This is a genomic window from Mariniblastus fucicola (assembly GCF_008087665.1).
GTDB lineage: Bacteria > Planctomycetota > Planctomycetia > Pirellulales > Pirellulaceae > Mariniblastus > Mariniblastus fucicola.
This window is the reverse complement of the sequence record NZ_CP042912.1, coordinates 3,712,710-3,737,553: the sequence shown is the minus strand read 5'-3', so window position 1 is coordinate 3,737,553 and position 24,844 is coordinate 3,712,710. Positions and strand designations below refer to the sequence as shown.

The window sequence follows — 24,844 nt, the reverse complement described above, 5'->3', positions numbered from 1 at the left end:
CGTTCAGGTTTAACATCGGCGAGCAGCATGAATGCACAAACTGCCTAACCGGGAGACTTTGCCAGCTCCCAGGACGGGAGGCTGATGTTCAAGTTGTTATCCGCCCAGTCTGCGATTACTTTTCGGCCAGTAGAAATCACGATAGTTGTGTGCTGTTGAAACGGTTTCAGTCGATTTAAAACGTCAATGGTGTCGCTGTCGGAAAGGCGATCCAACAACCCGTCCACGAACATAATGCCCGGCCTCGAGATCAAAGAACGAGCCAAAACCAGCCGAATTGCCTGGCCTTGTGATAGCGGATAGCCGGAGACCGCCAGTCGCGACCTGAGGCCGTGTTCCAGAGCGGACAGCGTCTTTTGCAAGTTCAGTTTACCGATCACATCGTTGACTTGATCCGAACCGATGTCCTGTCGACCAACGCGAATATTTTCATCGATCGTTCCGTCGAAGACCTCGACTTCCCGAATCATCGAAACCTGTTCCTGCAAGGACTCCGCGCTCAAACTGTCGACCCGAAAGTCTTCCAGCATCACATGACCGCCGACTGGTTTAAGCTGGCCAACCATCGCTTCCAGTAGTTTGGATCGTCGAAGTTCCGTCGAGCCGTGGATCGCGATCGAGGTACCGGCTTCGATCGGAATCGTCGACTGACTCGTGCTTGCAGCATCAAGCTTGATGTTCACCAACTCCAGACTGTTGGCTCCGGATTTGCGAGCCAACTGAAGCTTGTTCGCTGGCTCGATCGGTAGATCAAAAAGCTTGCCAAGCTTGTCGACCGAAGCCAACAGATCGTAGAAACCTTCAAGGTCTTTGCCCAATTTGGCAAACGAGCCCAAGATGACGGTCACGATCAGTTCAGCCGCAACCAGTTGCCCCAACGTCATCTGGCCTTCGATTACGAGGTATCCGCCCAGGGCCAGCAGAACAGTCGCCGCAATGACCTGCATCGCCATCGCAAATGAAATTTGGCGAATCACGATCTTGAAGTGCGATCGCCGTTCGTTGATGTAGTTGGCAGCCAATTCATCGGCGCGATTAATCGCGTATCCCAGTCCACCGTTGAATCGGAATGTCGACGGGTGCCGTACGATCTCCTGCAACCATGCTGCTGTTTTGTATTTCAGCTGTGATTCTCGCTTGGCAGTTTCGACGGCGCCGCGACCGATGAACCACAAAATGATCGTCATCAGAGCCAACAATCCAATGTCGTAGCCCAACAAAAATGGATGATAGAAAGCAAGTACCGAAAGCCCGATCACGGTTTGCAGCAACAGCATCAACGTGCTGAGCAAAAGTTTGGCAGTGATCTTCTGAACGTTGAACACATCGAAAAAGCGATTGACCAGCTCAGGCCCGTGGTACGTGTTCCAGGTCGAAAACGGAACTCGCGTCAGCCGATAGGCAAGGTCCTCAACGGTGCGAACGAAGATCTTTCTCTGGATGTATTCCACCACCACCGTCATCAACACGTTCAGGATGGCGCGGAATCCAAGAAAGACTAGAACGATCAACGAAAGCACGACCAGCGGCTGAAGGTATCTGCCGAAAGCAATCGTGTTCACAACGGCTTCCACAGCCAGCGGAGTCGTCAGGCTCAGAAGACCTGTCACGATCGAGAAAACCAAAATCGAGCGAATGTCTCCCGCTTCCGGCTTGAGAAAGGCCATCAACCGCTTAAGCGGCTCCAACGGTTCTGGCGACTCGGATCCGTCATAGTTGAATCGGGATGCATGCCCGGCAGCCAGTACGGGTTGTACCAACAGCCACTGGACGGTGCGGTTCTTCGATAGGTTGGCATTGCGTTTCAGGTTTCGAGAACTGACGCGTTGATCCACTCCGTCAGCGTGCACCAGAAAATCACCTCGGCCAGCGGTTTCCAACACCAACATCAATCGGTCGAGATCTTCAGCGGCAATGTCGAAGTCCGAAGGCAGCAGAAAGACGGGGCCCGAATCGGTGACCGTGCTGACCAGGTCAGAAAATTTGCCGGCCATCGGACGCAGCCGGATCCCGAACTGACGGCCTACGGCATTAAGTTTTTCCACGAGTGGCACAGGGGCGTCACCTCGCACCGCATCCGCGAGGCCAGAGTTGACGCGATTTGCCGAGAATGCCACGCTCAAATGCTGGCAGGTTCTCCGGAATAGAGCTGCGATTTCAGTTGGTGTCATGTCTTATGCGTCAAAGTTGTTCGATTGCAATAATACTCTACCGCAGAAAAAAGAGTAGGAAACGCGCAAATATTATTAAATTGACGTAGGTTATTCCTACGTATCGATTATTTGGACGCCGCTGTCGAAAGGGACTGCCGTGGAATGGATGAACTACCATCACCTGTACTATTTTTGGATGACAGCCAATGCAGGGACCGTCACCGCAGCGGCTGAGCTTTTGCACCTCGCTCGGCCTACCGTTGCCGCTCAGATCAAGGAGCTGGAAGGTGCCTTCGGAAAGAATCTGTTCGAGAAACAGGGACGCGGATTGGCACTGACCGAATTTGGAACTCAGGTGCACAAATACGCCGACGAGATCTTCTCGATTGGTCACGAGTTGCGTGAGTTCGTAAAAACGGGCCATCTGGGAAATCGGAAACGATTTGTCGTAGGGTTACCTGACGTTGTGCCAAAACATGTGGCATTTCAGTTACTTAAACCGGCGCTCCATATGGACGAGCGGCCTCGGACCGTTTGCTACGAAGGAAAATTGCCCGATCTGCTCACTGATCTGGCCCTGCACAAACTGGACCTGATTATTTCCGACGCCCCAGCTCCAACGACGATGGAGTTCAAGGTTTACAATCACAAGCTCGGTGAGTGCGGTTTGTCGATGCTGGCCGTTCCTTCGATGGCGAAAAAGTACCGCCGCGGTTTTCCACATTCTTTGACGGATGCTCCGTGTCTTTTGCCGACGGATCATACCGCGGTACGACGATCTCTCGATGTCTGGTTGGACAATCTCGAGATCTTTCCGGAGATCGTTGCCGAATTTGAAGACAGCGCTCTGCTTAAAGTTTTTGGTCAACATGGAGAAGGCATCTTTCCTGTTCCGACCGCGATCGAAGAGCTGGTTAAAAAGCAGCTTGGGGTTCACCTTGTCGGCCGCATCGAAGACGTCCGTGACAAGTTCTATGCAATCAGTGCGGAGAAACGGGTTCATCACGCGGCAACGCTCAAGATCGTCAAACAGGCACGCAATGAACTTTTTGATCAGTCGGAGTCAAGCTGAGAGAAGTCGTCGGAGGTCAGTCAAACAATCCGGACACCCAGTTAGCCGCGATGGTTTTGCCTACGGCCGCAACAAGTGCCGTCCGAAACGCATTCAATAACGACGCGTGCTCCAAAAAGAAGATTGCGGTTGTGCTGACGGCAACCATGACGACATACATCGCAACGATCTTCTTGGCTCTCGTAGATGAGCGATTGGCGTTCGAAACCTGGACGCTTTTCTGAACGCAACCGCAATCAAAGCAACTGCACAATTCGAGCTGTTCGGTATCCATTCTGGCATTCCTTAAAATTGATATCTTCAAGTAGATCGCGTGACAGGGAACAATACCGCACTGCTGACGGGAAGTAAAAGAAGTAATTCTGTGGAGGTTGTATAGTAAAAATCTACGTATCGCTTTTGGGGGCTTCCCTCCTCGTTCAAATCAATCTGACGGCGTCATATCCCGGTATTGTGAAGATCTCATAGGGTTGGAGTCCGCCAAGATGCATGTGGACAGACGATTCCTGTCAGCCTTCGATATCTTGAAGGCATTGCCGGCATTTTGGTAAAGTGTGACTCGTGTTGCGGTCACGACCGTCAACCAAATCTGATGACAGACTTCGATCTAACCAAGGTACCGAAATGAAGATCCTGGCGATTGCTGCGACCAATAGTCGAAATTCGATCAATAAAGCATTGGTGACGCATGCAGGCAATGTCTTGCAGTCAGAAGTGGGTGCTGACGCTACGTTGGAGGTGGTGGATCTGAACGATTTCGATGCTCCGATTTACGGGATTGATCGCGAGACAGAATCTGGCATTCCGGAGGCGGCAAAGAAGCTGTTTGAGAAAATTGGCTTGACTGATGTTCTGCTGATTTCTTATGCTGAGCACAACGGGAATTACACGGCAGCCTGGAAAAGCATCTTTGACTGGATGTCGAGAATCGAACCCAAGGTATTTCAAGGAAAACCGATGGTGATTCTGTCAACGTCGCCTGGGAAAGGCGGAGCCGCCAACGTGCTGAAGATCGCCAGCGAATCCGCGCTCTATTTCGGTGCCGACGTCAAAGCCAGCCTTTCGGTTCCCCTGTTCGGTGACAATTTCGATGTCTCTGCCGGAAAGCTCTCCGATGACGAGCTTGCGGGATCGCTTCTGGCAGCATTGAACGCGTTGAAAGCTTGATTCGCATATTTTGCCTGTAACATTCAATCCCGACGCACGCTTTGAAGAGAGTTGCCTACTTCGTTTCATGTCGCTCCAGAGGGATCCAAAATGTTCCGTACAACTTTCTTTGCCGTCATTGCCGCCATCTCAATTTGCCAATCTGCCGAAGCCCAACAGGCCAATCCGTACGACACGATGTTTGACTACAAGATTCAGATTCGGCAGCGTGATGAATACGGCGTTGCAGTCTACTACGACACGCATGCTCCGATTTCTAACCCCTGGCATCAAGTCAATCAGAAGTGGCGAGCGTTTCAGTCAACGGCTGACGGCGATGCTTTCTTTGCCGCGAATCCGGCATACGAAGTCTTGCAAAGTCGATCATGTTGGATCGACGAATCGGACTGGATGGAAGTCGACGAAGTCAGCACCTACAACGGTGCAGAGGTCCGAGCCGAAGAACTGCGTCAGAAGAACAACTACAAGATCGAGACTCAAATCATCCCGGTCTACAAACCGATGATCATGAATTCAAGTTTTAGCCAGAATTTTCGTCCGTGATTTCAGACTGTCGGTAGCCAAACACGTTAGCCGGCCGATAACAACGACTGCACCGAACCGGATCGTTCCAAACATCTGGCTCGGTTCTTCGTTCGTAGCGATCAGCCGCGTTGACTTGGACAGCGGAATCGTCCCACGACAAAATTGCGCTTCGCCAGGTGTTTCGTGTTCCTGCCGACCGTTCGCTTTCTCCATAACCTGAACGAAGTCGGCTTCAGGTTTGCTCGCATCAGCTTGATCACCTCGCCCGATTGCAGACCGAATTGGATACGAATTGCGTCAAATGTCGTTCGATCCTCCCATGCCATTTGGATCACGCGATCCAGTTGCTCCTGATTCAGTTGGGTTTTTGCTTTCTTCATCGCCGCTTTCTATCCACGGTCACGTTTGATCCCTGTTTGTTACGGCGACAACGCTCGCTGCAAAATTTCACCTCGTCCCAGACTTTGGCCCATTTCTTCCGCCAGCGAAAAGGTCGTCCACAAGTGGCGCACGTTTTCTGCGGAAGATTTTGCTTTGTGTGGGCCATTCGCTGAAAACCGGTTTGGACGCCAAAAGTTAACGACTAGCTGCGGCTGATCCAAATTTTGCCTTCGCATATCGGATAGAAACGACTCTGAGCAGACGGTTGTTGCTTGAATCCACCTTTGAAAGGACCGAAGGCCGGCAGCGTGATTGATCGCTTTTCGACCACAAAGCAGGGAAACCTTGTGCGGTCTGCGCCGCGCCCCAGCGTGACCACCGGATGCCAGTGGCCTCCAATTTGAAAGTGTTTGTTTTGCTTGAGCGTCTGCGGCGAAACGATGTGACGCAGTTCAAAATTCTCCAGCACCACTTCAGTTTGCACATTCAACTGCCACTTTTCAGGAAAGTCAGCTACATGACGGTCGTGATTTCCTCGCACCAGAATGATGTCCGTTGCAGCATGTTGTTTCCGCCAGTTCAATACGACATCAATCACTTCATCGGTCATCGATCTCGCGTCGTGAATCATGTCGCCAAGTATGTAAACGGAATCGGCTGCTGTTTGCTCAATTGCGAGCGAAAGTTGAGCCAGCAACGCCAGATTGATTCCGGCAGGAACGGGAATCCCGGCGGCTCGAAACGAAGCATCTTTTCCGAGGTGCAGGTCGGCAACCAGTAGCGCATTGTGCCGCGGCAAGAAAGCCGTTCCGTCTCCTCGAAGGACGAAGTCGCAATCCCCGAAACGAAGCTCTATTTGACTGTCGAGAGTAGCCTTCATTTCAATTTCTTCTCCGCAGCTCTCTCGTACTGTTGCGTCATTCTGGCAACGCGGTCGGAGAGTTTTTCGCTCGAAAGCCGCAGCCTCAATCGATCCACCAGAATCGGAAACGAGAGCGGCGTCGGCTTGGGTGGCTCACGATACACGATTTTCGCCGCAGACAGACGCTCCATCGCCTGAGCCAAACGGACGTGCTCAAGTTGCATGTCCAGAACTTCACGTCGAGCCTGTCGCAGCAACAGATTCTCCGGATCGTACTCACGAAACACATCGAAAAACATATCGCTCGAAGCCTGAAGCTGACGCGACGACTTGTGATGTCCGGGAACGCCGCCGAAAACCAGCCCGGCGATCCTCGCGATGTCGCGGAACTGTCGTCGATCAAGTTCCGTGGCATTCATGCTCTTTTCAATTTGATTCAGCAGGTTGAGCGGAGAGAACAAACCAGACTCTAATGCCTTTTCGAGCGGCGGATCCGTTGGAGACAGAAGTTCGATACCGTAGTCATTGATCGTGGTCGCAAACGTGATCGGTTGCATCTGGCTGATCCTCCATGCGAGGATTGCGGCCAGACCTTCGTGGACCAGTCGGCCTTCGAACGGATAGACGAACACATGGAATCCGTCTCGAGTTTTCACTTTCTCGATCAGCAACGAATCCTCGTCAGGTACGGCCGACCACTGAGCCTGCAGTTCCAGCAACGGCCTCACTGCACGCATTTCCGGGCCGCGAAACTGCCCGCGGTTGGCTTCGCCTAACTTACTGCGAACTGATTCTGCCAGTTCGTTTGACAGCGGCAATCGACCACCGGACCAACGTGGAACTGCGGCGACTTTTCCTTTCGCGCGGCGGACCCACGCCGTCATGTCACGGACCATCACCAGTTTCAACACGCGCCCGGCGAACATGAACTTGTCTTCCGGTTTCAGTTTCGAAATAAAGCGTTCCTCGATCGTTCCCAATCGACCGCCTTTCATGAACTGCACGACGACTTCGCGATCGCTGGAAATCGTGCCGATCGACATGCGATGCCGCCGAGCCATTTTCTCGTCAGCGATTTTCCATCCCTGATCCGATTCAACGACTCGCTTGAAGTCCGGATAGACGCGTAAGCTCTCGCCGCCGCGCTTGACGAAATCCAGCACCCACTGCCATTGAGTCTCTGTCAGTTCCGCAAACGCATGCGTACTCCGAACTTCACGAAATAGTTCGCTTTCGTCGAAAGCCGTCCCGGCGGCCAATGTCACGACATGCTGCGCGAGTACGTCGAGGCTGCCCTTGAGCGGCGTCCGCGACTCAATTTGATTGTTCTTGAGCGCATCTTTTGCTGCAGCCAGTTCGATCAAATCGAGCGCGTTGGTCGGGACAAACACCAACTGGCTTTTTCCACCCGGATAGTGTCCGCTGCGTCCCGCTCGCTGCATCAGCCGCGCAATCCCTTTCGGGCTACCGACTTGCAAAACTTGCTCGACCGGGAAGAAGTCGACGCCCAGATCGAGGCTGGAAGTACAAACGACGCAGCGCAAGTTTCCAGCATCAAGCTCGCGTTCAACCCAATTGCGTTTCTTGCGATCCAGCGAACCATGATGCAGCCCGATCTTCCCCGCCCACTCGGGCTTGGCATACAACAACGCCGCGTACCAACGCTCGGCCTGCGATCGCGTATTGGTAAAAACAAGCGAACTGCCAACCGAATCGATGGCTTTTACGACGTCGTTCAGCGATCGCAAGCCCATGTGACCTGCCCACGGAAACCGGTCGACCGATTTTGGCACGATGCTCTTCATCGAAATCTTTCGCCGCGTCGGAGCCTTGATGACTGAGCATTCTTGCGGAAGCGTCGGATGACCGATGGCCGTTTGCATTGCCTGTTCCACGTTTCCGATGGTCGCCGACACGGCCCAAGTGCACGCCGTTGGGCTGAGTTGCCTGAGCCGGGAAAGACAAAGTTCTGCCTGGACGCCGCGTTTGGTTCCCATCAGTTCGTGCCACTCGTCAAGCACGATCAACTTCAGCGATGAAAACTGAGCTTGAGTTTTCGGAAACGAGAGCAGGATCGACAGGCTCTCCGGCGTCGTGATCAGGCAGCTTGGCAATCGATTCTTCTGTTTCGTTTTGACCGAACTGGCAGTGTCGCTGGTACGTCGTTCCACCAGCCACGGAAGTTTTAAATCTTCGACCGGTTCGCGAAGCGCGAGCAACGTGTCTGCCGCGAGTGCCCGCAACGGAGTCACCCAGATGACCTGGATCGGCGCGTAGAGATTCCGGTTCACGCGTCGCGATCGTCGATTGTTGAGCTTATGATTTTGAGCCTCGACTTCGGCCGGCGTGGTGCGATCCAGCCATGCCGCCAGCGCACCCATCCAGATCGCCAGCGTTTTACCCGTTCCGGTAGGGCTGTGCAGTAATCCGCTTCGTCCGGCGACGATTTCCTTCCATACTTTACGCTGGAACGGAAACGGTTTCCGCTCATTCGCCTTCATCCAGTCAGCAACCATCCGCACGCCGTTGTGGCGAGAACTGTTTCTCGTTCGCGGACTATTCATCGGCCACCATCTCCAAAATGGTTTCCAGTCGATCAGCATCCGCGGGCTGTTTATCGTGTCGCCATCGATTGATCCGCGGAAAACGAACGGCGACTCCGGATTTGTGTCGCGTAGAAGTCTGAATGTTTTCAAACGCAAGCTCGAAAACCAACTGCGGCGTGACACTGCGAACCGGGCCGAACTTTTGATTCGTGTTTTTGCGAACGAAGGCATCGACTTTGCGAATTTCGGCATCCGTCAGCCCTGAGTACGCTTTCGCGAATGGTACCAGTTCCGCGTCCTGCCAAACTGCAAACGTATAGTCGGTGTACAGGCTAGCGCGTCGCCCGTGACCGCGCTGTGCATAGATCAAAACGGCATCGATCGTGTACGGTTCGACTTTCCACTTCCACCAGTCCCCCACCGGTCGGCCGACTTGGTAGGTGGAATCTTTTCGCTTTAACATCAGTCCTTCCGCTCGGTGCTGTTTCGCGGCTTCGCGGTGTTCAGCGAACTGTTCCCACGAAGTCAGTTCTTCCGCTTCGACGGCCGGGGAAACTCGGATTCGACGGATGTCTGAAACGGAAGGTTGCTGGCCGGAGAACAGCGTGGCGGGTTCGGAGAGCCCTTGAACTTCCAACTCGGACAGCAATTGACTCAGTTGCGTTTGACGCTCGGTTAACGGCAGGGCACGAATGTCATCGCCGTCGTTTTCGAGTATATCGAAACACAGCAGTGCGCCGGGGACTTCGGTCAACAGCTTTTTGCCGACTTTCTTACGTCCCAATCTTCGTTGCAACTGATTGAACTCCAGAGGCCGATTCTGTTCCTCGCTCCAACCAACCAGCTCGCCGTCAATCACCGTCCCATCCGGAAGCTGCTCTGCCGCGGCGGCGACCTCCGGAAACTGATCCGTGATCAAATCTTCGCCCCGTGACCATAGAAATGTCTGGCCGTCACGACGGATTAGCTGAGCCCGGATTCCGTCCCACTTCCATTCGGCAACCCAATCTGTCGGCTGTCCCAGCGTCAAATCTGGACCATTCTTGAGCGGATTGGCCAGAAAAAACGGATATGGTTTGCTGATCGGCGTTTCGGTCTGGTTCGGGTCGACAAGCGTTTCGAAAAACTCGCCCGTCGGCTCCCACTGGCCCATCATGCGATGCGCGACGACTGCAGGATCGATTTCGAATTGTGACGCGATGGCGCGGACCACCAGCTTTTTGGAAACACCGACGCGAAACCCTCCGGTCATCAGCTTGCCCAGCACGAATAGCTGACGTTGGTCGAACAGACTCCATAGCTTCAACGTCTGAGTCCGCTTTTGTTCGTCATCAAGTTCACGAAACGGCAACAGCTCTTCTTCGATCAAGTCCTTCAGCGAGACATCGGACTTCGACTCGCCCGGCGGCAGCAAAAGAGAGATCGTCTCCGCAAGATCGCCGACTCGGTCGTAGCATTCCTCAAACAGCCACGGTTCGATTCCCGCACGCTCCATCGCCCACTGGCGAAGCAGTTTTGTCGGGATCAGCCGCTTGATCCGTTCGCCGGTGAGAAACCAAATCGCCCAAATCGCATCGCCCGGTTCGGCTTTCGCAAGATAGTATTTCAGCGCAGAAACTTTCTGGTTGGTTTTCGTCGTCGAATCAAGTTGCCAATAGAGTTCGCAAAAATCAATCACCAGCGTCCTCCTTGCCGGAGTCCGACGTTTCGATCAGTTGCTCGCCTTCGAATTCTGTTTCGATCACGCTGGCATTGAGACCCATCGTTTCAAGGTGCCGAGCAACGATGCTGGAATAGCCATGCGTGACCCAAACATTTTCGGCTTCTGTTTCGCGAATCGTCTGCAGCAACGAACTCCAGTCGACATGATCCGAAAGGATGAATCCCCGATCCATCGAACGACGCCTCCTCGTGCCTCGAATCTGCATCCACCCGGACGCCATGCCCACGCTCAATTTCCCAAATCGTTGTGCCCAGCGAGTCCCGGCCGCGGCGGGAGGCGCTACGATTAACGCGCGGCTCCAGTCAGTCTCTTTCGGGTCAACGTCGCCAACATAGGTCGTTGCGGGAAGCGCAATGCCAGACGCCTCATACCCTGCATTGAGTTTGTGAACGGCTCCGTGGGTGTAGATAGGACCAATCGAAGCGTCGACGCCGGCGAGCAACCGCTGTGCTTTGCCCAATGAATAGGCCAGCAACATGCTGGCGGTTCCAGATTGCTGGTTGTTCCGCCACCACTCATTGATTTGATCAAAAACGTTTTGGGGATCCGGCCAGCGATAGATCGGCAATCCAAAAGTCGACTCTGTGACAAACGTATTGCACCGAACAGGTTCAAAGGGCTGACAAGTCGGGTCGTTTGTTCGCTTGTAATCCCCGGAAACGACGGTCGAGTATCCGTCTTTCTCGATTTTGATCTGAGCCGATCCCAGAATGTGCCCGGCTGGGTAGAACGTGACTCGGACTCCACCGATGGTCACTGGTTTACCAAAAGGTTGGAACTCAAGATCGGCTTTGTCGCCCATGCGAATTCGCAGAGCGTGTCGGGACGATGCCGCCGCGAGGTACTTCTTCGAGCCCCAGCGTGCGTGGTCGGCGTGAGCGTGAGTGATCAGCGCGCGGTCTACCGGACGCCATGGATCGACATAGAAATTTCCGGTCTGGCAGTAGAGTCCTTTTGGGGTGACAGTGAGCAGTTCATCCATCGCTGGTCAGTCTTCCAGAGCCTCCAGCTGTTTGCGAACTTCTTCCGCTTGAGCTGTTTTTTCATCGCTTGCCTGGCGATTCGAATGGGATAGCCGATAAGCTTCGTCCATCAACTTATGGAGTTTCTTTTCCAGTGTTTCTTTCTTTGACGCGAATCCGAACATGGTTTCTCCTGAGATAATTGCCTCTCAGTGAACCGCAAAACGAACTCCCTCACAACGGCTCAACTACCGGTTGCAGCGGCGTGTTCCTGAAGAAAGCAATCGACCTCAAGTTCATCGAACGCGGCCAATAGCAATGGCAGTCGCTGCTGAGGTGGATGATGGCAAAGTTCATTCACGATTCGGATGATGTCGATCAGCGTCTGGGTCGGACAAGGCTTGCTAAAAACCCGGTCCGCGACGTTTAGAACCCGTTTCAATTGAGCGGCTTCGGACTGTCCGGTCCACGCCAAACGCACCGTATCGGGGTGTAAATCCGCGACTTGAGCCAGGAACTCATCGCCGTCCATTTCAGGCATTCGCAAATCCGACAGAACGACATTAGCCGGCGTTTCAGCGATCGCGTCGAGAGCCTCAGCGGCCCTTTCGAAGAACAGCATTTCACAATTCGGAATTTTCCGACGCAGCTGCCGTCTGGTACTTGCCAGCAACATTGGGTCGTCGTCCACGAAAACGATTCGGGTGGTTTTACTCATGGTTTACTCCTGTAGTCGAAACGGTTGGAAGTGGCCTCGGGACGGATCCCAGAGGTAAACACTCCATAGATAAGTTCGATACTTCAGCTCGCAATTTTTGCGAACAAACATCTCAAATCGCGCGCCGGGATACTCCCATCGCATGTTCTTTCCGCGAGTGCGAAACTTCTCCCGGTTCAACAAAACCCAGATCCTTTCGCCGTCCGCAAACTCGGCAACAAGCTGATCAACGTTGCTGAGGACTTCTCCGCCGCCGTTGCGATCGACCAGTTTTCCGTCACGCATCACGGCGAAATCGTAGAGCAACGGAAGTGCCAGGTCGTAGTCGCATTTTCCGCCTTCCATGTACGCGCAATGCGTATGCGGTTCGGTAATCGCAACACGGTCCCCTGCCCTTTTTTGACTTCGGACCCAACGAACGGCCCCGGTTGAATCGCCTAGAATTCTCAGTTCGTAAGATCCTGGGATTCGCCACGGTGACCAGCTCGCGATAATTGCAACGAAGCACACGAAAAAGCAAACCGCAAGGGTCGACGCATGTCGGTTCAAATGCTCTGAGACGGGATAGACAATACTGACCAGGGTGGAAATTACGAGCCGAACCGAATCAACAGAAAGCAACAACCAGATCGGAATCAACCAATAAAGGTAGCGAAAGCTGACGTTGGTCACCAACAGATTCGTCATCACGATTCCTGAGATCAAGAACGCAAGCAATGCCAAGGCGTTGCGATTCTGCTCACGCCAAATCAAAGGCAACCCGGCGACAAAAAAGAAGCTCACGACGACATGCAACCTCGAATATCCAAACAGCATCGACAGCATGTTCATGGGATACCAGAAGTGCGGTTTGACGGCGGCTTCGATCGACGGAGAAACGCCTTCGGTGCGTGTCAGACAAAGGTTTTGAAAAACAACAAAGTCCAAACCGATCAGCGCGACGACGGAAGCGGAAACGAGGACCAGCGTGAAGTTGTTTTTCCATCCGAGGTCTTTGGCGAACATAAGATAGCCGAACAGCAAAGACGGTCCCATGGCGACGCTAATTTCCTGGCTGACAACAGCACACAGAAACGCGATCAACGTGGCGACTCGATATCCCTGAGACTGTTCTGTCACAAAGCCGCGGCAGAACAGATACACCGTCAGCAGCGCAAAAAATTGCTGCATTTGATAGAAACGTATCACGTGCCCGGTGAAAATCTCGAAAGGGTGCACGCAGATCAAAACCATCGTGACAAACCCGACCCAACGATTCTGCAGCAGTCTTGCTCCGGCCAGATACGCCAGCCACGCCGTGCCGATGCTCCACATCACCGATTGCAAACGAAGACTCCAAAGGTTGCCGCCGAATGGCCACGCAATTGCTGCAGTGGCGTAGTGATACAGAGGACTTCGGGTGTAGTAGACGTCGTCAGGCACAAAGCCCGGAGAACCGGTTTCCAAAATCGCCATCACGGCTTGAGCCGAAGCATATTCGTCGTCGTCGAGCGGTTGCAGGTCGAGCTTATACGCTCGGAGGAACACGCCCAGCAGCAGAACCCAGAGGCAAAGGTGGAACCAGAGTTTCGTTTTCGGCAAATCGCGAAGTACATCGAAAACACTGTGGCCTTTTTTTCGCAAGCCAGCGAATCCGGATCGTCCAATGATGTCCAACAGTCCAACTAGCAGCGACGCGAAAATTGCGAAGGGAAAAACAACTTTCCAGTGCTCCCCGCGCAGCGTCCACAACGACTCGTGACGCTCTGCCCACGAACTTTCCAGTAGAAGCCCGCAACCAATCGTCACCGTCGCGGTGAGCAACATCGCGTAAATCATTTGGCATGTCGATTGCCAAACCGGAGTCTCGTCTTCCTGGATCGATCGACCGACAATTAGTGAACCCAAGACGACGATAAACACGCCAATCAGCGTGATGATCGAAACCTGAAACACGGCTTGTGGCAATAGAATATCCAATTGTTGCGGGCTGAGCGCATTGCCTCGATACTGCATTTTAGGCGCAGCTTTACCGGAGCTCAGAACCGGGCCGAGCACTCTGACGGGGACTTCACCGTTGGCTCCGTCGTAGACTTCGATTTCGCGATCGCAATGAGTCCGCCAGCGTTCGTTGTCTACGAAATCGATTCGCGTTCCATCATCTGCGAGGGCTCCTCCGTCGACCGCGATTTGCGTCGGCCAGATCGCGTTCGACTTGTCCAGACAGAAAACCTCGACTCGATTCATGCCCGGCTGGAGCAAGTTCGCGATGCTGTAGCTCAGATATCCACCGACGGACGTGTCGTGTTTCAGTGCGTTGGGCCGCGGCCGTTCCGGAAAAAGGTCTGGTGTTTCGGGAGTTCGGCGCGATTCTGCGAGCGTCCGTTTCGGGTCCCATTCTCCAGGAGCCTGGGCTCGATTGTAAGTTCGGATGTAACGGAATGGCGTCAACGCTGGAGAGTACGGATTGCGGAATTCGCCAAGATTGCGATGTCCCTTTCGCGGTGACTCGAATCGCGTACCAACAAAATTTGATCCGACTTCATCCGGGTCCAACAACTCCGGCTTGGCCGATGGATCAAACGCCGACGCGCGGCCAAAGACCCATTCACCATTGTCCAAATCCGGCGGCTTGATCGAGGCAACTCGCACAAGTTCACCGTTGATTTGAAGCTCATAGTTCCGATTGGTCATCAAGCGAATCCAGGCTTCGTCGATTGGTCGATCGACCATCCAGTCCGCTGCGTAGGAAACGCTGGCTTTGTTCGACGCCTTCGGGTGTCGCATCCAGTTGCCCCGAAACGGCTCGCGATAGATTTCTTCGGGGTGCGAGCGATAACCGGAATCGGCAGGTCCGTCACAGATTTTCGCGTGCCGCCATTCTTTGTCCCAATAGCCAAGCTCGGTCCAGTCAAGCAACTGCGGACCGGGTATGGCTGGCTCGGACGACCACGATTCGTCGCTGCGAAGCGGGATGACTTTTCCGTTGTAGAGCTGAATCTCTCCGACGAAACTGACGCGCGCCGGCGCCGACCGCGATTCTGTTTCAATCGTGATCACGTTCTTTCCAACTTGAAACGACGACGTCAACTCGATGTAGCTGGGCAGGCGCCAAGTGTCGTGGCCGTCCCACTGGTACTCGCGAGGAAAGTTCAACGCCATCGCAGGATTATTTGGTTGCAACACCTGGCCTTTTTCGCTGGTGCCCGTTTGAAAAGGACGCGTTGGACGCCAAAGATAAATGCGCCCCATCGGGTTACGATTGACGCTGATTTCGTATGCGTCCGCTGCCACGATCTTGACCCAAGCGTGTTTAACTTCGCTCGTCAGGTCAAATCGTTTGCGAAAATAGCCGGCGTGAGACGGTGCTCCGGGAGCGCAGATCCAGTCGCTTTCATAGGCGGTGTTCCTCAACGGCTGGTTCGCCGACATCCGATACAGCGCAACCGCATAGGCGGTCGTTCCCATGAACGCCATCATGACAAGAAGAAAAATGCCAAGCGTCAGGCCGGTTGGCGTGGTTGGGCGATGCTCAGTCATGGCTTCTTCGCCCGTGTTTGAGCAGCCCAGATTTCATCAGCGTCGTTTGTCAGTCCCGTGGCCGTTGCCGAGTTCTGCTGTGCGACGGCTCGTAAAATCTTCTTCGTCCCAAAGTTAAAACGATTGGAGGCCGCGTACATCCAGTCACGCATCTCTTCGACGCGATCGATCCTCGATTCTCTGATTCCTTGCAGTTGCAATAAATAGATAAGTTTGACGTCGCAAGGATTTCGCTTTAGCACGAACCGGAAGCGCGCCGCCGAAAGCTCGAATCGGGCACAATTGAAATCCTGAATCGCGAATCGCAGTATCCCGCGATTGGCTTCCCGTCGAATCGCTGGATTCTCTGAATCGCATAATTCGCTGAGGATTGTAAACGCTTGATCAAAACGTCCATCGCTTTCGAAACTGCGAGCGGATTGCAAGCGAACGTAGTCGCTTTCGATTCCCAAACGTCGGTCGAGGATGCCGCGCTGCGAAACGTAGAACGTATCTTGTCCCAGGACCGGCAAGACTTCGACGGCTCGTTCGAGGTGAAAGCTGGCCTGTTCGTACTGCTTTTGGCTGGAAAGTTCCGAAGCCAGGCGGATCTGCTGGCTGGCCATGAACGGCCGTGACCAACCGACGACCGAAGCCACGATGGCGACGACAGTAAACAGAGCGATCGCGCTTCCGGCTCGACCAAAATCGAGCTCCTTTTCCTTCTGCAGTGAGGCCAGAAATAACAGGAACGATCCGACGATTGCCAACGCCCAACCACGGCCTGCGAACTGGCAAAACGCGTTTGAGTAACCCAGCCACAGCATCAGGTCTTCGGTTCGATGCAAGCCCAGTTCCCACGGTGACCACGATGGCAGGCTGACAACCGAAAGCTGTCGTGGGGCGTCAACGATGTAGGATTTTGAACGCCAGCCCTTGCTGCCGTACTCGGCGTTGAGATAAATGTCTCCGCCAAGCCACGTTAGGTTGTTGTGCTGCATCTGCAGCCACGCTGCGTCGGCCGATACGTGCGGGCTGCGAACAATTACAAAGTAAGGATAGGCCAGGGGGATCAGGATCATCAGGCACGCGATCGAAGATCCAGCTGCGGACCATTGTCGCTTCCACAACCACGATGCCGCCGTCGTGATGACTCCGATCGCAAGTGCTGCTTTGAAAAATACGGTGCAGCCCGGCTTCGAAACGGTGATGTCCGTGAACGAACTGGCACCTTCAGGCGGGGCGATCGGGACGCTAAACCAATCTTCCCGGACTCCGAGTGCCACGGCAGCCATTCCCGCGATCGTCAAGCCAAGAAAAAGCAGCCGATTCAAAGAGAAAAATTTGCTCATGGCGTTGGGCTCGCTACAGCGTATTCGCTCGGAGGCTCGCGTGCCGATTCCGGAGCTGGTCCATCCACAATGTTGATGCGGTCGTTGGGCTCAAGAACCTGGTGCCCGTCCGTGATTACAAACTCGTTTTCGTTGAGCCCTTCGACAATTTCGACATACAGGTCATCGCGAATTCCGGTCACGACATTTCGCGGTTCGAAGGACTCGCCATCGTCACCGATAACGAAGGCAATGCCACGATTGCCCGAAACCGCGTTGACGCAGCCGCGAGGGACCGTCAGCACGTTTCGCTGTTGCAAAACCGTGGCGTAACCCGTCAGACCAGGGACGACCAGATCGTCGGTTGGGTCGAGCTTGACTCGGACTGAAAAAGTCGCCGGCCATTCAGGGGCTCCCGTTCCCAATGGTCGAATTGGGCGATTGGTTTCCGGACCGCCAAGCGCAAAGTTGACAAGCGGTCGAACCAGTTCGATTTTGCCGCTGAAAATTCGATCCTGATACGCGCTCAACCGAATTTCGACCCGGTCTCCTTTCTGGATTCGGCCCAATGCCGTTTGATCCAGGTAGCACTCAAACCACAATCCGCTGGCCAACAGAACACCCGGGCGACCAGGATCCTGGTTGTATTCCCGATCGTGAACCAAAACTCGTTCCACGATTCCGTCTGCCGAAGCGTAGGACTTGTAGTCTTCCAATTGCTTCAGGCGATACGCCAGCGTCAATTCGGCTTCTGCGATCGCCGATTCACCGATCTCCACACTATTGACGCGGCCTTCATTCGCTGTTTTGAACGCGAGTTGCAGTTCTTGCAGTTCAAGCTCCGCTTGTGTTACGGCAAGTTTGTTTTCGGATACAAGGGTGGGCCGGACCGAACCCTTCTTGCTCAACCGTCGGTTCATCGCCAACGTTTCTCTAGCCAGCTTTAGTTTGGCTTTTACGATATCGATCCGAACGGCAAGGATGTCCGGACGTTCCTCCTGCAGCACGTTCACCGTGCCGACGCGAACTCGTTCGAGTTCCGCTTTCGCAGTTCGGATCGCTGCTCTGGCCGACTCGATCTTCATTTGTAGACGCGACGAATCGAGCTCGATGATCAAGTCGCCTCGCTTGACTCGCTGGCCTTCTACGACGTGGACTTTAACGATGTTAGCCATCGCAACCATCGGCACCTGAACCGGTTCGCTTTGCATCAAGCCTTCGCCGATAAACTTTCCAATGATCTCGCGGGGCAGAACTTCAGCGGACGAAACAGGAAACGCTCCGCCGGTCTTTCGCAGAACTGACGAGTAGCCAAGCTTCGAGGTGTACATCCGCGCGATCGGATTTTGATACGCGGGCCATACCAATTTGTAGACAACCAACAGGCACACGGCGGCCGTTACGATGCACAGCGTAAGAGCCCACCATTGGGCACGCAGGAAATCAAAAATGGATTGTAGTATTCGATAGAACATGGCTTAATCGTCGTCAACTTCGAGGGCCAGGTTGGTCAGCGTCCGCAGTTCTTCGATCAGTTTGTCCACGTCGTCGAACAGTTCTGTATGCAGTTTTGCGAGGCGATCCGACTCGCGTTTCCGCGCCGCAGATTCTAGTTCGATGGCTTGTTCGCGAAGTCCCGTTGCTCCGAAATAGCTCAGGCGGCTCTTGAGCTGATGCGCTCCGGATTCAATTTGATCGACGTCTCCGGTTTCGATGCCGATGCGTATTCGGGCTGCAAGGGCTGGAAGGCGTTGCACGAACATGATCGCCAAATCGGCGATCAGATCTTCGTCGCCCGCGGTCATGGTCTGAAGCTTGTTGTGGTCGATGATAGACATGTGATACTGGAGTCGGGATTCGTGGAAAAAGAAATTGTTAGTATTCGATTTTCAGCCGCTTCATTTTGTTGTAGATGCTCTTTTCGCTGATGCCGAGCGTTCTCGCGGACTTGGCTTTGTTTCCGCCGAGCATGTCAAGCGTCTCGATGATCGCCGCACGCTCAATCTCCTCCAGCGTCTTGCCGGCCAGTTGAAATCCAATGGCTGCAGGAGTTGGCTCCAGAGACGACTCCGTCAAGGTGCGCTGGTCGAAGACCGCGTTGCTGAACAACAAGTCCTGAGGTTCGATCGCGTCCGATTTTGCGAACGCAGTCGCGCGTTCAAGCACGTTTTCCAGTTCGCGAATGTTGCCGGGCCAGGCATGTTGCTCCAGCATCTCCATCGCGCGGCTGGAGATCGTCTTTCTGGAGATTCCCTGCCGTTCGCAGACCGCTTCGATAATGCTGTTCGCAATGTTCGGAAGCTCACCAGTCCGATGTCGCAACGCCGGCAGTTCCAGATTCAAAACCAGAAGCCGAAAGTAAAGGTCTTGGCGAAACAAGCCTTGGCGACAGAGTGCCGCGAGGTCGTGGTGCGTTGCCGCGACCAGTCGAACATCCACCTTGTTGGACTCCGATGCGCCCAACCGTCTAACGGTTCGTTCTTGCAGGAACGTAAGCAGCTTTGGCTGCAAGTCGATTGGCAGGTCTCCGATCTCATCGAGAAACAAGGTGCCTCCATCGGCAACTTCGGCGTGTCCGATTCGGTCCGTGACCGCACCGGTGAACGATCCCTTCGTATGGCCAAACAGTTCAGATTGGATCAGGTCGCGTGGCAGGGAAGCACAGTTAACGGTGACGAACGGGCCAGCAGACCGTTTACTCCGTTGGTGAATCATGCGGGCAATCGTCGATTTTCCGGTACCGGTTTCACCTCCTATAAAAACGGTGGAATCCAGTGACGCGATTTGATCGACCTGTTGCATCAAACGAACATGGACGTCAGCAGTCGATTCCATTTCGCGAACAGGAACGCTCTGACTGTGGGCAGACTTAAGATTTGTGTTTTCGTCGGCGACTTTCCAGGAGTTGAACGCCTTGTCGATGAACACCAGAAATTGATCGGGATCAAATGGCTTGGTCACGAATTGGAACGCGCCGGCACGCATGGCTTCCACCGCGTCCTTGACTTGATCCGAACCTGTCAGAACGATGACTTGCACGTTGACGTGGTGCTCTTTCAGATATTGGAGAATCTGAAAACCACTTAGATCCGGAAGTCGCAAGTCCAGGACGACAACGGCAGTTGAGTCATCGACCAGTTCAAGACCGTCGGTTCCGTTGTCTGCGGTTTTATGATCATAGCCCGCTTTGGAAAGGTGTGCGGACAACAATCGGAGCGTCAACGGATCGTCATCAATCGCAACGATCGATCCGACCTTGGGTCCGTGCTCTGGCGATGGTTGCGATCGGGAATCCGCTGGACTATCCGAGCCGCGACGTGTGTGTCCGCTTTGGTGTTGGATGGTTGCGTTGAAGGCCATGAAAATGCCCGGGAAGGGTCGAGACGTTGAAATGGTGAGGGCAATCGCTGTTACGATTGAGCTTTGGAGCGGAGGAAGGCTGTAAAAAGTTATGTCACGGAAACCTGCGATGCGGAAAAAATTACGGCAATTGGATGTCGTCGCAGGCAAAAAGGCTGGGTTCTGCGTGGTAAAAAAGCATCATCGAATTCCGTGGACTGGCGTTTCACTGGCGATACGGACAGAATGGATTCTCACGTTAGGGTTTCCCTCATCAGATCGGATCACGTGAACACCACGAAATTTTGAAAGGATTTCAATGAAGGGAGTCATCTTCACCGAGTTTTTAGGATTCATCGAAGACCAATTCGGCCTCGCGATGGCCGATCAGTTGATAACCGAAACCAACCCTGAGTCCGGCGGCAGCTACACTTCGGTCGGCACCTACGACGCCGGCGAGCTGGTCGCGATGGTGGTCAAGCTGGGGGAGAAAACCGGCTCGCCCGTTCCGGATCTGGTTAAGGCGTTTGGGTCTCACTTGTTCAGTCACTTTGTCGATGCCCATTCGGCTACGTTGGGCGATGTTAAAACGACCGAGGAGTTGCTGAGCCAGGTTGAGAATCGAATTCACGTCGAAGTTCGCAAACTGTTTCCCGATGCTGAATTGCCGACGATCGGTTTTCTAAAGATCGATGAAAAGACATCGGAAGTTGTGTATCAGTCAAAGCGACCGTTTGCTGATTTGGCCGAAGGTTTGATTGCCGCCGCGATTGAACATTTTGACGATCCGATTGAGATGACACGAGAGGACCTTCCGCCGGGAGATGGGTCGCATGCGAAATTTTTGATGCGGCGGGAGTAATGCTCGGTGCTCGATGTGGCACTGGCCCTATGACTTCGGCTTCCGCAGTGCCAGCAGCATGCACACGACTTCCGCGATCATCTGTGCAAACCTCGAAAGTATTGCCAGCGAAAATCCGGCTTCGTAGGGCAGCCACGGAAGAAGCAACGCTGCCAACGCGGCTTCGCGGACCAAAATTCCGCCAGGAGAAAAGAACGCGAAAAACCCAATGATCCATGCGGTTGCGGTCGCCGCGATCAAGGCCACCAAGGGAACCGACGGAGCATCAATCGCTTGCAACAGAGCCGAATTTACGAGCCCGTTCATGGCCGCCATCACCACGAAGTAGCCAAGTGCTTTGGCGAATATTGCAAAGTTCAAATCCAGTCCGCGGACCGCAGAAAACTTCTCAGTCAGTCCAGCGAGTTTTTTTGTCAGCTTGTGTCGCAACAAATATGTCGCCACTGAGGCTGTTGTGATTGCAACGACCGTTAGCCAGACCAGATTCAGGTCCATTCCCGTTTTTGCAAACAGCTCCGATGCGGTCGCCATTAGTTGTTGCTGGTGAATCAGCAGACCTGCAAGGCTTACGACTACTGCCGCCGCGATCGTTACCAACAATTCGACGGCCATCGAAGCAGAAGCGACTGTCTTCGTAAGCCCGAGCTCTTTCGATGCAACGGCTCGTGACGCGTATCCCCAGATTCCGCCCGGAAGCCAACGACGTGACTCCGCGACCAACCAGATTCGAGTCGCGTTGGTCGCGTTTACGTTGTAACCCATGCCTTGCAATACCAACGCCCAGCCGTATGGATTGGCGGCTCGATAGGCGATCGCCAGAACCGTTCCCAGTGCAAATCCAACGGACAGAAACGAGGTAGCGATATCGAGCTGTTGATTCAGTTTCCAGGCGGCGACGGCAATCGTCACAATCACGGCCGCGGTGACGGCTGACTTGGCGACTGAGACTAGCCGAGAGCGGCGTTTCGGTGTTTCGGCAGACTCGATAACAATTGGACTGTTCATGGGAGGGCTTTGAGAAAGAGTTGGAGCGATTCGATTCATGAAATGCGAGGCGATGAAAGCTCGCTTGGCAACCCAGGTTGATGTGACCCGGGCTAACGAAACTTGAAGAGCGACTAAGCCGCTGCTGTCGCGTAGAGTTTTTCAAGTTCGCCAACGATTCGCTTCCAGGAGAATGTCTCCTTGGCAAATTTGAATCCAGCCTTGCCAAACTCACGGCTCTTTTCCGGATTGGTCAGTAAATCACAGATCGCCTCGGCCAACGCGTTCGGGTCCTTTTGCGGAACCAAATAGCCAGTTTCTCCGTCGCGAATCGTGTCCGGAATTCCTCCGACGCGACTGGCAACCACTGGCTTGAAGTAACTGTAGGCTTCGATCGAACCGATCCCCAAGCCCTCGGCGTCGCCCCAGCTGTCGATGATTCCCGGGTTCACCCACACGTTGCACATCGCGTACTGCTGAGCCAATTCTTCTTTGGAAACAAAGCCCAGGAAATTAACTGCATCGCTCAGGTTCAGTTCTTCGCACAGTGACTCGAGACGTTCTCGCTGATCACCGTCTCCGGTGATAATAAAGTCTGCGTCGGGAACTTGCGACAACACCATAGGGACGGCTTGCAGCAGATACTCCAGACCTTTTCGTTCGATCAAGCGGCCAGTAAAAAGCACGCGAGGCTTGGCGGCCGGTTCAGCCTGAACATCGGCAGCGCTGACGGTGGTGCCGTATGGCAAAACGTGGCACGGTTGGCCGCTCATTTCCATGACCTTGGACGCTGTGTCCGAACTGTTGGCGATGCACATGTCCGCCGAACGAAGCGACTGTCGCAGGAAAGGAATTACCCATTTCTTGCGTCGGGCGAGAGAAAACTCGGCTCCATGAGACATCAGAACCAAAGGCTTGCCGCTTACGAAACGAGCCACCTGTCCCATCAGTCCGTGGGGGAATGGCCAGTGCACGTGGATTACGTCATAGTTGCCGCGGAACGCCAACCAGGCTGCATAGAGGCACCCGATCAGGATGTACGGGATCGCCAGAAATTGCATGTACGCTTTGCGAACTTTGTAGGTGGCACCTTCTTCGTGAGTCAGTGTTTCGATGTTTGCCGGAGCGTAGCGGAATCGTTTGACTTTGATGTCATCGAGCGTGTGTGACTTAAGCCCTTTGTACGATGGGGCCATGACAGTGACTTCGTGGCCTTCATCTCTAAGTTGGCGATGGATTTCTCGCATCCATGGAACTGCATAGTCCGATTCGTGGCGAGGATAGGTGGAAGTGATGACAAGGATGTTTTGAGTTTGCGTTGCGTTTTTCATGGGTCCGGATCCGGTTGAGTTGGGTTAGTTTGTGTTTGGAGGAAGGCAAGAATTAGGCTGAGAGAGTTCCAAGTTCTTCCTGATTTTCGAACTGCAGTGAATCAAGTTGCTGCGATTCGGTGTGCTCGCATTCATCAGCCTGCAATTCACCATCGCGAAGCTTGCTGGCTTGCAATTTGAAATCTTCGCGAGTGTCGACGACGACTGAGGAGACCTGCGCGGGACTGTTCTGGCGAATCATCAGCTCGCAGAACAGTCCCGCAATCACGCAGGCTCCGCCCATACCGGAGAAAATTAATGCGGTCATTAGAGTTACGATGCCGGCTGTTGTCGGAATTCCGATGATCAGACTGGCTACAGCCAAGCAAGTTGCAAAGACGCCATATCCGAAAGCACAGAAGTTTGCGAAGTGAGATGGGCGCTCGCCGTAGACTCTCAGAAAACCCATAGTCAGCATGTCGCTGAAGCCACGGATGAAGCGTTCTACGCCATACTTTGAGACACCGAACTTGCGAGCGTGATGCTCCACCACGATTTCGGCGACCTTGTAACCCTGCATGCCGGCCAGCGAAGGAACCATGCGGTGAAGCTCTCCAAAGAGCTTGATTGATTTCGCGACTTCGCGGCGGTAACACTTGAATCCGCAGTTGTGATCGTGCAACTTCACATTGCTGAAATAGCTCAACATTCGATTGAAGATGCGGCTTGGCAAAACCTTGTGCCATGGATCATGGCGGACAGCTTTCCAGCCGCTGACCAAATCGTAGCCTTCGTTGATTTTCTCGATGAAGCGAGGAATCTCTTTGGGATCGTCCTGAAGGTCCGCGTCCATCGTGAAGATCAAATCTCCTTCGGCAATATCGAAACCGGCCTGCAAGCCAGCTGCTTTGCCGCGGTTTGAGCGAAACCGAAGTCCGCGAACGTAGTCGTAAACGTCCGCAAGTGCCTGAATAACAACCCACGTATCGTCGGTGCTGCCGTCGTCGATCAGGATGATTTCGAAGTTGTCCGTATCGACGTTGGCTTCGATTCGCATCACCAGTTGAGCCAGAGAAGCCTCTTCGTTCATCGCCGGAATGACAAACGAAATCTCCGGTGTACGGTTGGACTGAAAACGGTTTCGGGCGGTGGCGTAAAATTCGTCTGCCTGGTGCTGATTGGAATGTGACATTTCGGTGCGGGTCTTCATGGCGATGTCCTCATGAGTTTGATGATTTCTGATGGGCGGTGACTTGGGCTGTCACTGTCAAACCCTTTAGGCATTGGCCGTGCCAGAAGCCAATCCTGTAATAGCTACCGTGTTTTTGATGGGCTGTACCAGTTGGACTGGTTGTTCAAAATCCGTGGACTGAAGCAATTTCAGCGTCCCGGTACTGTTTACCGGAAAAGA

22 protein-coding genes are annotated in these 24,844 nt (G+C 53.8%); 4 read left to right on the top strand and 18 right to left on the bottom strand.

Annotated elements, in window-relative coordinates; all coding sequences use genetic code 11:
* Positions 1-44: 44 nt before the first annotated feature.
* Entirely contained in the window at positions 45-2,117 is a 2,073-nt protein-coding gene (locus MFFC18_RS13705; protein ID WP_075086030.1) for an ABC transporter transmembrane domain-containing protein, read from the bottom strand.
* A 202-nt stretch (positions 2,118-2,319) separates the two neighbouring features.
* Between MFFC18_RS13705 and nhaR the strand changes: the two genes are divergently transcribed.
* Positions 2,320-3,225, top strand: coding sequence for a transcriptional activator NhaR (gene nhaR / locus MFFC18_RS13700; RefSeq protein ID WP_084417367.1), 906 nt, complete (start codon positions 2,320-2,322; stop codon positions 3,223-3,225).
* Between the two features lie 16 nt (positions 3,226-3,241).
* Here the strand turns inward: nhaR and MFFC18_RS13695 are convergent, their stop codons facing one another.
* Positions 3,242-3,499 (bottom strand): hypothetical protein, encoded by a 258-nt coding sequence (locus MFFC18_RS13695; protein ID WP_075086032.1) that lies wholly within the window; start codon positions 3,497-3,499, stop codon positions 3,242-3,244.
* A gap of 350 nt (positions 3,500-3,849) precedes the next feature.
* Here MFFC18_RS13695 and MFFC18_RS13690 point away from each other — a divergent pair, with 350 nt between their 5' ends.
* Positions 3,850-4,392: an NADPH-dependent FMN reductase gene (locus tag MFFC18_RS13690; RefSeq protein ID WP_075086033.1), complete on the top strand. Its 543-nt coding sequence runs from the start codon at positions 3,850-3,852 to the stop codon at positions 4,390-4,392.
* A 90-nt stretch (positions 4,393-4,482) separates the two neighbouring features.
* Positions 4,483-4,935 (top strand): hypothetical protein, encoded by a 453-nt coding sequence (locus MFFC18_RS13685; RefSeq protein ID WP_075086034.1) that lies wholly within the window; start codon positions 4,483-4,485, stop codon positions 4,933-4,935.
* 101 nt (positions 4,936-5,036) lie between these two features.
* Here MFFC18_RS13685 and MFFC18_RS13680 read toward each other — a convergent pair whose 3' ends face one another.
* The 13 genes from MFFC18_RS13680 to MFFC18_RS13620 are packed head-to-tail and all read right to left on the bottom strand — an operon-like array spanning position 5,037 to position 20,298.
* On the bottom strand, positions 5,037-5,297 hold the full coding sequence (locus tag MFFC18_RS13680) for a TIGR03643 family protein (RefSeq protein ID WP_075086035.1): 261 nt from the start codon (positions 5,295-5,297) through the stop codon (positions 5,037-5,039).
* A complete protein-coding gene (locus tag MFFC18_RS25815; RefSeq protein WP_075086036.1) occupies positions 5,294-5,464 on the bottom strand; it encodes a DUF2256 domain-containing protein in 171 nt (56 codons plus the stop codon). Before MFFC18_RS25815 ends, MFFC18_RS13680 begins: the two co-directional genes overlap by 4 nt.
* Before the next feature lie 36 nt (positions 5,465-5,500).
* Positions 5,501-6,178, bottom strand: a complete 678-nt coding sequence (gene pdeM, locus MFFC18_RS13670) for a ligase-associated DNA damage response endonuclease PdeM (protein ID WP_084417368.1) — start codon at positions 6,176-6,178, stop codon at positions 5,501-5,503.
* The gene (locus tag MFFC18_RS13665; RefSeq protein ID WP_075086037.1) at positions 6,175-8,724 is read right to left on the bottom strand and encodes a ligase-associated DNA damage response DEXH box helicase; all 2,550 of its coding nucleotides are present in this window, start codon (positions 8,722-8,724) and stop codon (positions 6,175-6,177) included. The genes pdeM and MFFC18_RS13665 overlap by 4 nt, the downstream gene beginning before the upstream one ends.
* The gene (locus tag MFFC18_RS13660) at positions 8,717-10,384 is read right to left on the bottom strand and encodes an ATP-dependent DNA ligase (protein WP_075086038.1); all 1,668 of its coding nucleotides are present in this window, start codon (positions 10,382-10,384) and stop codon (positions 8,717-8,719) included. Before MFFC18_RS13660 ends, MFFC18_RS13665 begins: the two co-directional genes overlap by 8 nt.
* A complete protein-coding gene (locus tag MFFC18_RS13655) occupies positions 10,377-11,411 on the bottom strand; it encodes a ligase-associated DNA damage response exonuclease (protein ID WP_075086039.1) in 1,035 nt (344 codons plus the stop codon). Before MFFC18_RS13655 ends, MFFC18_RS13660 begins: the two co-directional genes overlap by 8 nt.
* Positions 11,412-11,417: 6 nt before the next feature.
* Complete coding sequence (locus MFFC18_RS13650) at positions 11,418-11,576, bottom strand: Lacal_2735 family protein (RefSeq protein WP_148618869.1); 159 nt, start codon at positions 11,574-11,576, stop codon at positions 11,418-11,420.
* A 59-nt stretch (positions 11,577-11,635) separates the two neighbouring features.
* Positions 11,636-12,109: a response regulator gene (locus tag MFFC18_RS13645; protein WP_075086040.1), complete on the bottom strand. Its 474-nt coding sequence runs from the start codon at positions 12,107-12,109 to the stop codon at positions 11,636-11,638.
* Positions 12,110-12,112: 3 nt separating this feature from the next.
* Positions 12,113-15,628, bottom strand: coding sequence for an ArnT family glycosyltransferase (locus tag MFFC18_RS13640; RefSeq protein WP_075086041.1), 3,516 nt, complete (start codon positions 15,626-15,628; stop codon positions 12,113-12,115).
* Positions 15,625-16,959, bottom strand: a complete 1,335-nt coding sequence (locus MFFC18_RS13635; protein WP_075086042.1) for a hypothetical protein — start codon at positions 16,957-16,959, stop codon at positions 15,625-15,627. Before MFFC18_RS13635 ends, MFFC18_RS13640 begins: the two co-directional genes overlap by 4 nt.
* Complete coding sequence (locus MFFC18_RS13630; RefSeq protein WP_075086043.1) at positions 16,956-18,413, bottom strand: efflux RND transporter periplasmic adaptor subunit; 1,458 nt, start codon at positions 18,411-18,413, stop codon at positions 16,956-16,958. Before MFFC18_RS13630 ends, MFFC18_RS13635 begins: the two co-directional genes overlap by 4 nt.
* Before the next feature lie 3 nt (positions 18,414-18,416).
* Positions 18,417-18,776 (bottom strand): Hpt domain-containing protein, encoded by a 360-nt coding sequence (locus MFFC18_RS13625; RefSeq protein ID WP_075086044.1) that lies wholly within the window; start codon positions 18,774-18,776, stop codon positions 18,417-18,419.
* Between the two features lie 37 nt (positions 18,777-18,813).
* Positions 18,814-20,298, bottom strand: a complete 1,485-nt coding sequence (locus MFFC18_RS13620; protein ID WP_084417369.1) for a sigma-54-dependent transcriptional regulator — start codon at positions 20,296-20,298, stop codon at positions 18,814-18,816.
* A 298-nt stretch (positions 20,299-20,596) separates the two neighbouring features.
* On the opposite strand from MFFC18_RS13620, the gene MFFC18_RS13615 reads away from it, so the two are divergent.
* Positions 20,597-21,139 carry a heme NO-binding domain-containing protein gene (locus tag MFFC18_RS13615; protein WP_075086045.1) on the top strand — a complete coding sequence of 181 codons (543 nt, stop codon included), beginning with the start codon at positions 20,597-20,599 and terminating at the stop codon, positions 21,137-21,139.
* Positions 21,140-21,166: 27 nt separating this feature from the next.
* Here the strand turns inward: MFFC18_RS13615 and MFFC18_RS13610 are convergent, their stop codons facing one another.
* From MFFC18_RS13610 to MFFC18_RS13600, 3 genes are all read right to left on the bottom strand, one after another.
* A complete protein-coding gene (locus MFFC18_RS13610; RefSeq protein WP_157665234.1) occupies positions 21,167-22,144 on the bottom strand; it encodes a lysylphosphatidylglycerol synthase domain-containing protein in 978 nt (325 codons plus the stop codon).
* Positions 22,145-22,257: 113 nt separating this feature from the next.
* On the bottom strand, positions 22,258-23,454 hold the full coding sequence (locus MFFC18_RS13605; RefSeq protein WP_075086047.1) for a glycosyltransferase family 4 protein: 1,197 nt from the start codon (positions 23,452-23,454) through the stop codon (positions 22,258-22,260).
* Between the two features lie 52 nt (positions 23,455-23,506).
* Positions 23,507-24,643, bottom strand: coding sequence for a glycosyltransferase family 2 protein (locus MFFC18_RS13600; RefSeq protein ID WP_075086048.1), 1,137 nt, complete (start codon positions 24,641-24,643; stop codon positions 23,507-23,509).
* Positions 24,644-24,844 lie beyond the last annotated feature (201 nt).

Excerpts from the sequence above, each read along its gene's own strand:
- MFFC18_RS13610 (WP_157665234.1), bottom strand. The coding sequence starts at position 22,144 with ATGAACAGTCCAATTGTTATCGAGTCTGCCGAAACACCGAAACGCCGC.
- MFFC18_RS13655 (WP_075086039.1), bottom strand. The coding sequence starts at position 11,411 with ATGGATGAACTGCTCACTGTCACCCCAAAAGGACTCTACTGCCAGACC.
- MFFC18_RS13650 (WP_148618869.1), bottom strand. The coding sequence starts at position 11,576 with ATGTTCGGATTCGCGTCAAAGAAAGAAACACTGGAAAAGAAACTCCAT.
- MFFC18_RS13635 (WP_075086042.1), bottom strand. The coding sequence starts at position 16,959 with ATGAGCAAATTTTTCTCTTTGAATCGGCTGCTTTTTCTTGGCTTGACG.
- MFFC18_RS13665 (WP_075086037.1), bottom strand. The coding sequence starts at position 8,724 with ATGAATAGTCCGCGAACGAGAAACAGTTCTCGCCACAACGGCGTGCGG.
- MFFC18_RS13605 (WP_075086047.1), bottom strand. The coding sequence starts at position 23,454 with ATGAAAAACGCAACGCAAACTCAAAACATCCTTGTCATCACTTCCACC.
- MFFC18_RS13630 (WP_075086043.1), bottom strand. The coding sequence starts at position 18,413 with ATGTTCTATCGAATACTACAATCCATTTTTGATTTCCTGCGTGCCCAA.
- MFFC18_RS13680 (WP_075086035.1), bottom strand. The coding sequence starts at position 5,297 with ATGAAGAAAGCAAAAACCCAACTGAATCAGGAGCAACTGGATCGCGTG.
- MFFC18_RS13600 (WP_075086048.1), bottom strand. The coding sequence starts at position 24,643 with ATGAAGACCCGCACCGAAATGTCACATTCCAATCAGCACCAGGCAGAC.
- MFFC18_RS13615 (WP_075086045.1), top strand. The coding sequence starts at position 20,597 with ATGAAGGGAGTCATCTTCACCGAGTTTTTAGGATTCATCGAAGACCAA.
- MFFC18_RS13685 (WP_075086034.1), top strand. The coding sequence starts at position 4,483 with ATGTTCCGTACAACTTTCTTTGCCGTCATTGCCGCCATCTCAATTTGC.
- nhaR (WP_084417367.1), top strand. The coding sequence starts at position 2,320 with ATGAACTACCATCACCTGTACTATTTTTGGATGACAGCCAATGCAGGG.
- MFFC18_RS13640 (WP_075086041.1), bottom strand. The coding sequence starts at position 15,628 with ATGACTGAGCATCGCCCAACCACGCCAACCGGCCTGACGCTTGGCATT.
- MFFC18_RS13645 (WP_075086040.1), bottom strand. The coding sequence starts at position 12,109 with ATGAGTAAAACCACCCGAATCGTTTTCGTGGACGACGACCCAATGTTG.
- MFFC18_RS13625 (WP_075086044.1), bottom strand. The coding sequence starts at position 18,776 with ATGTCTATCATCGACCACAACAAGCTTCAGACCATGACCGCGGGCGAC.
- MFFC18_RS13690 (WP_075086033.1), top strand. The coding sequence starts at position 3,850 with ATGAAGATCCTGGCGATTGCTGCGACCAATAGTCGAAATTCGATCAAT.
- MFFC18_RS13695 (WP_075086032.1), bottom strand. The coding sequence starts at position 3,499 with ATGGATACCGAACAGCTCGAATTGTGCAGTTGCTTTGATTGCGGTTGC.
- MFFC18_RS13620 (WP_084417369.1), bottom strand. The coding sequence starts at position 20,298 with ATGGCCTTCAACGCAACCATCCAACACCAAAGCGGACACACACGTCGC.
- pdeM (WP_084417368.1), bottom strand. The coding sequence starts at position 6,178 with ATGAAGGCTACTCTCGACAGTCAAATAGAGCTTCGTTTCGGGGATTGC.
- MFFC18_RS25815 (WP_075086036.1), bottom strand. The coding sequence starts at position 5,464 with ATGGCCCACACAAAGCAAAATCTTCCGCAGAAAACGTGCGCCACTTGT.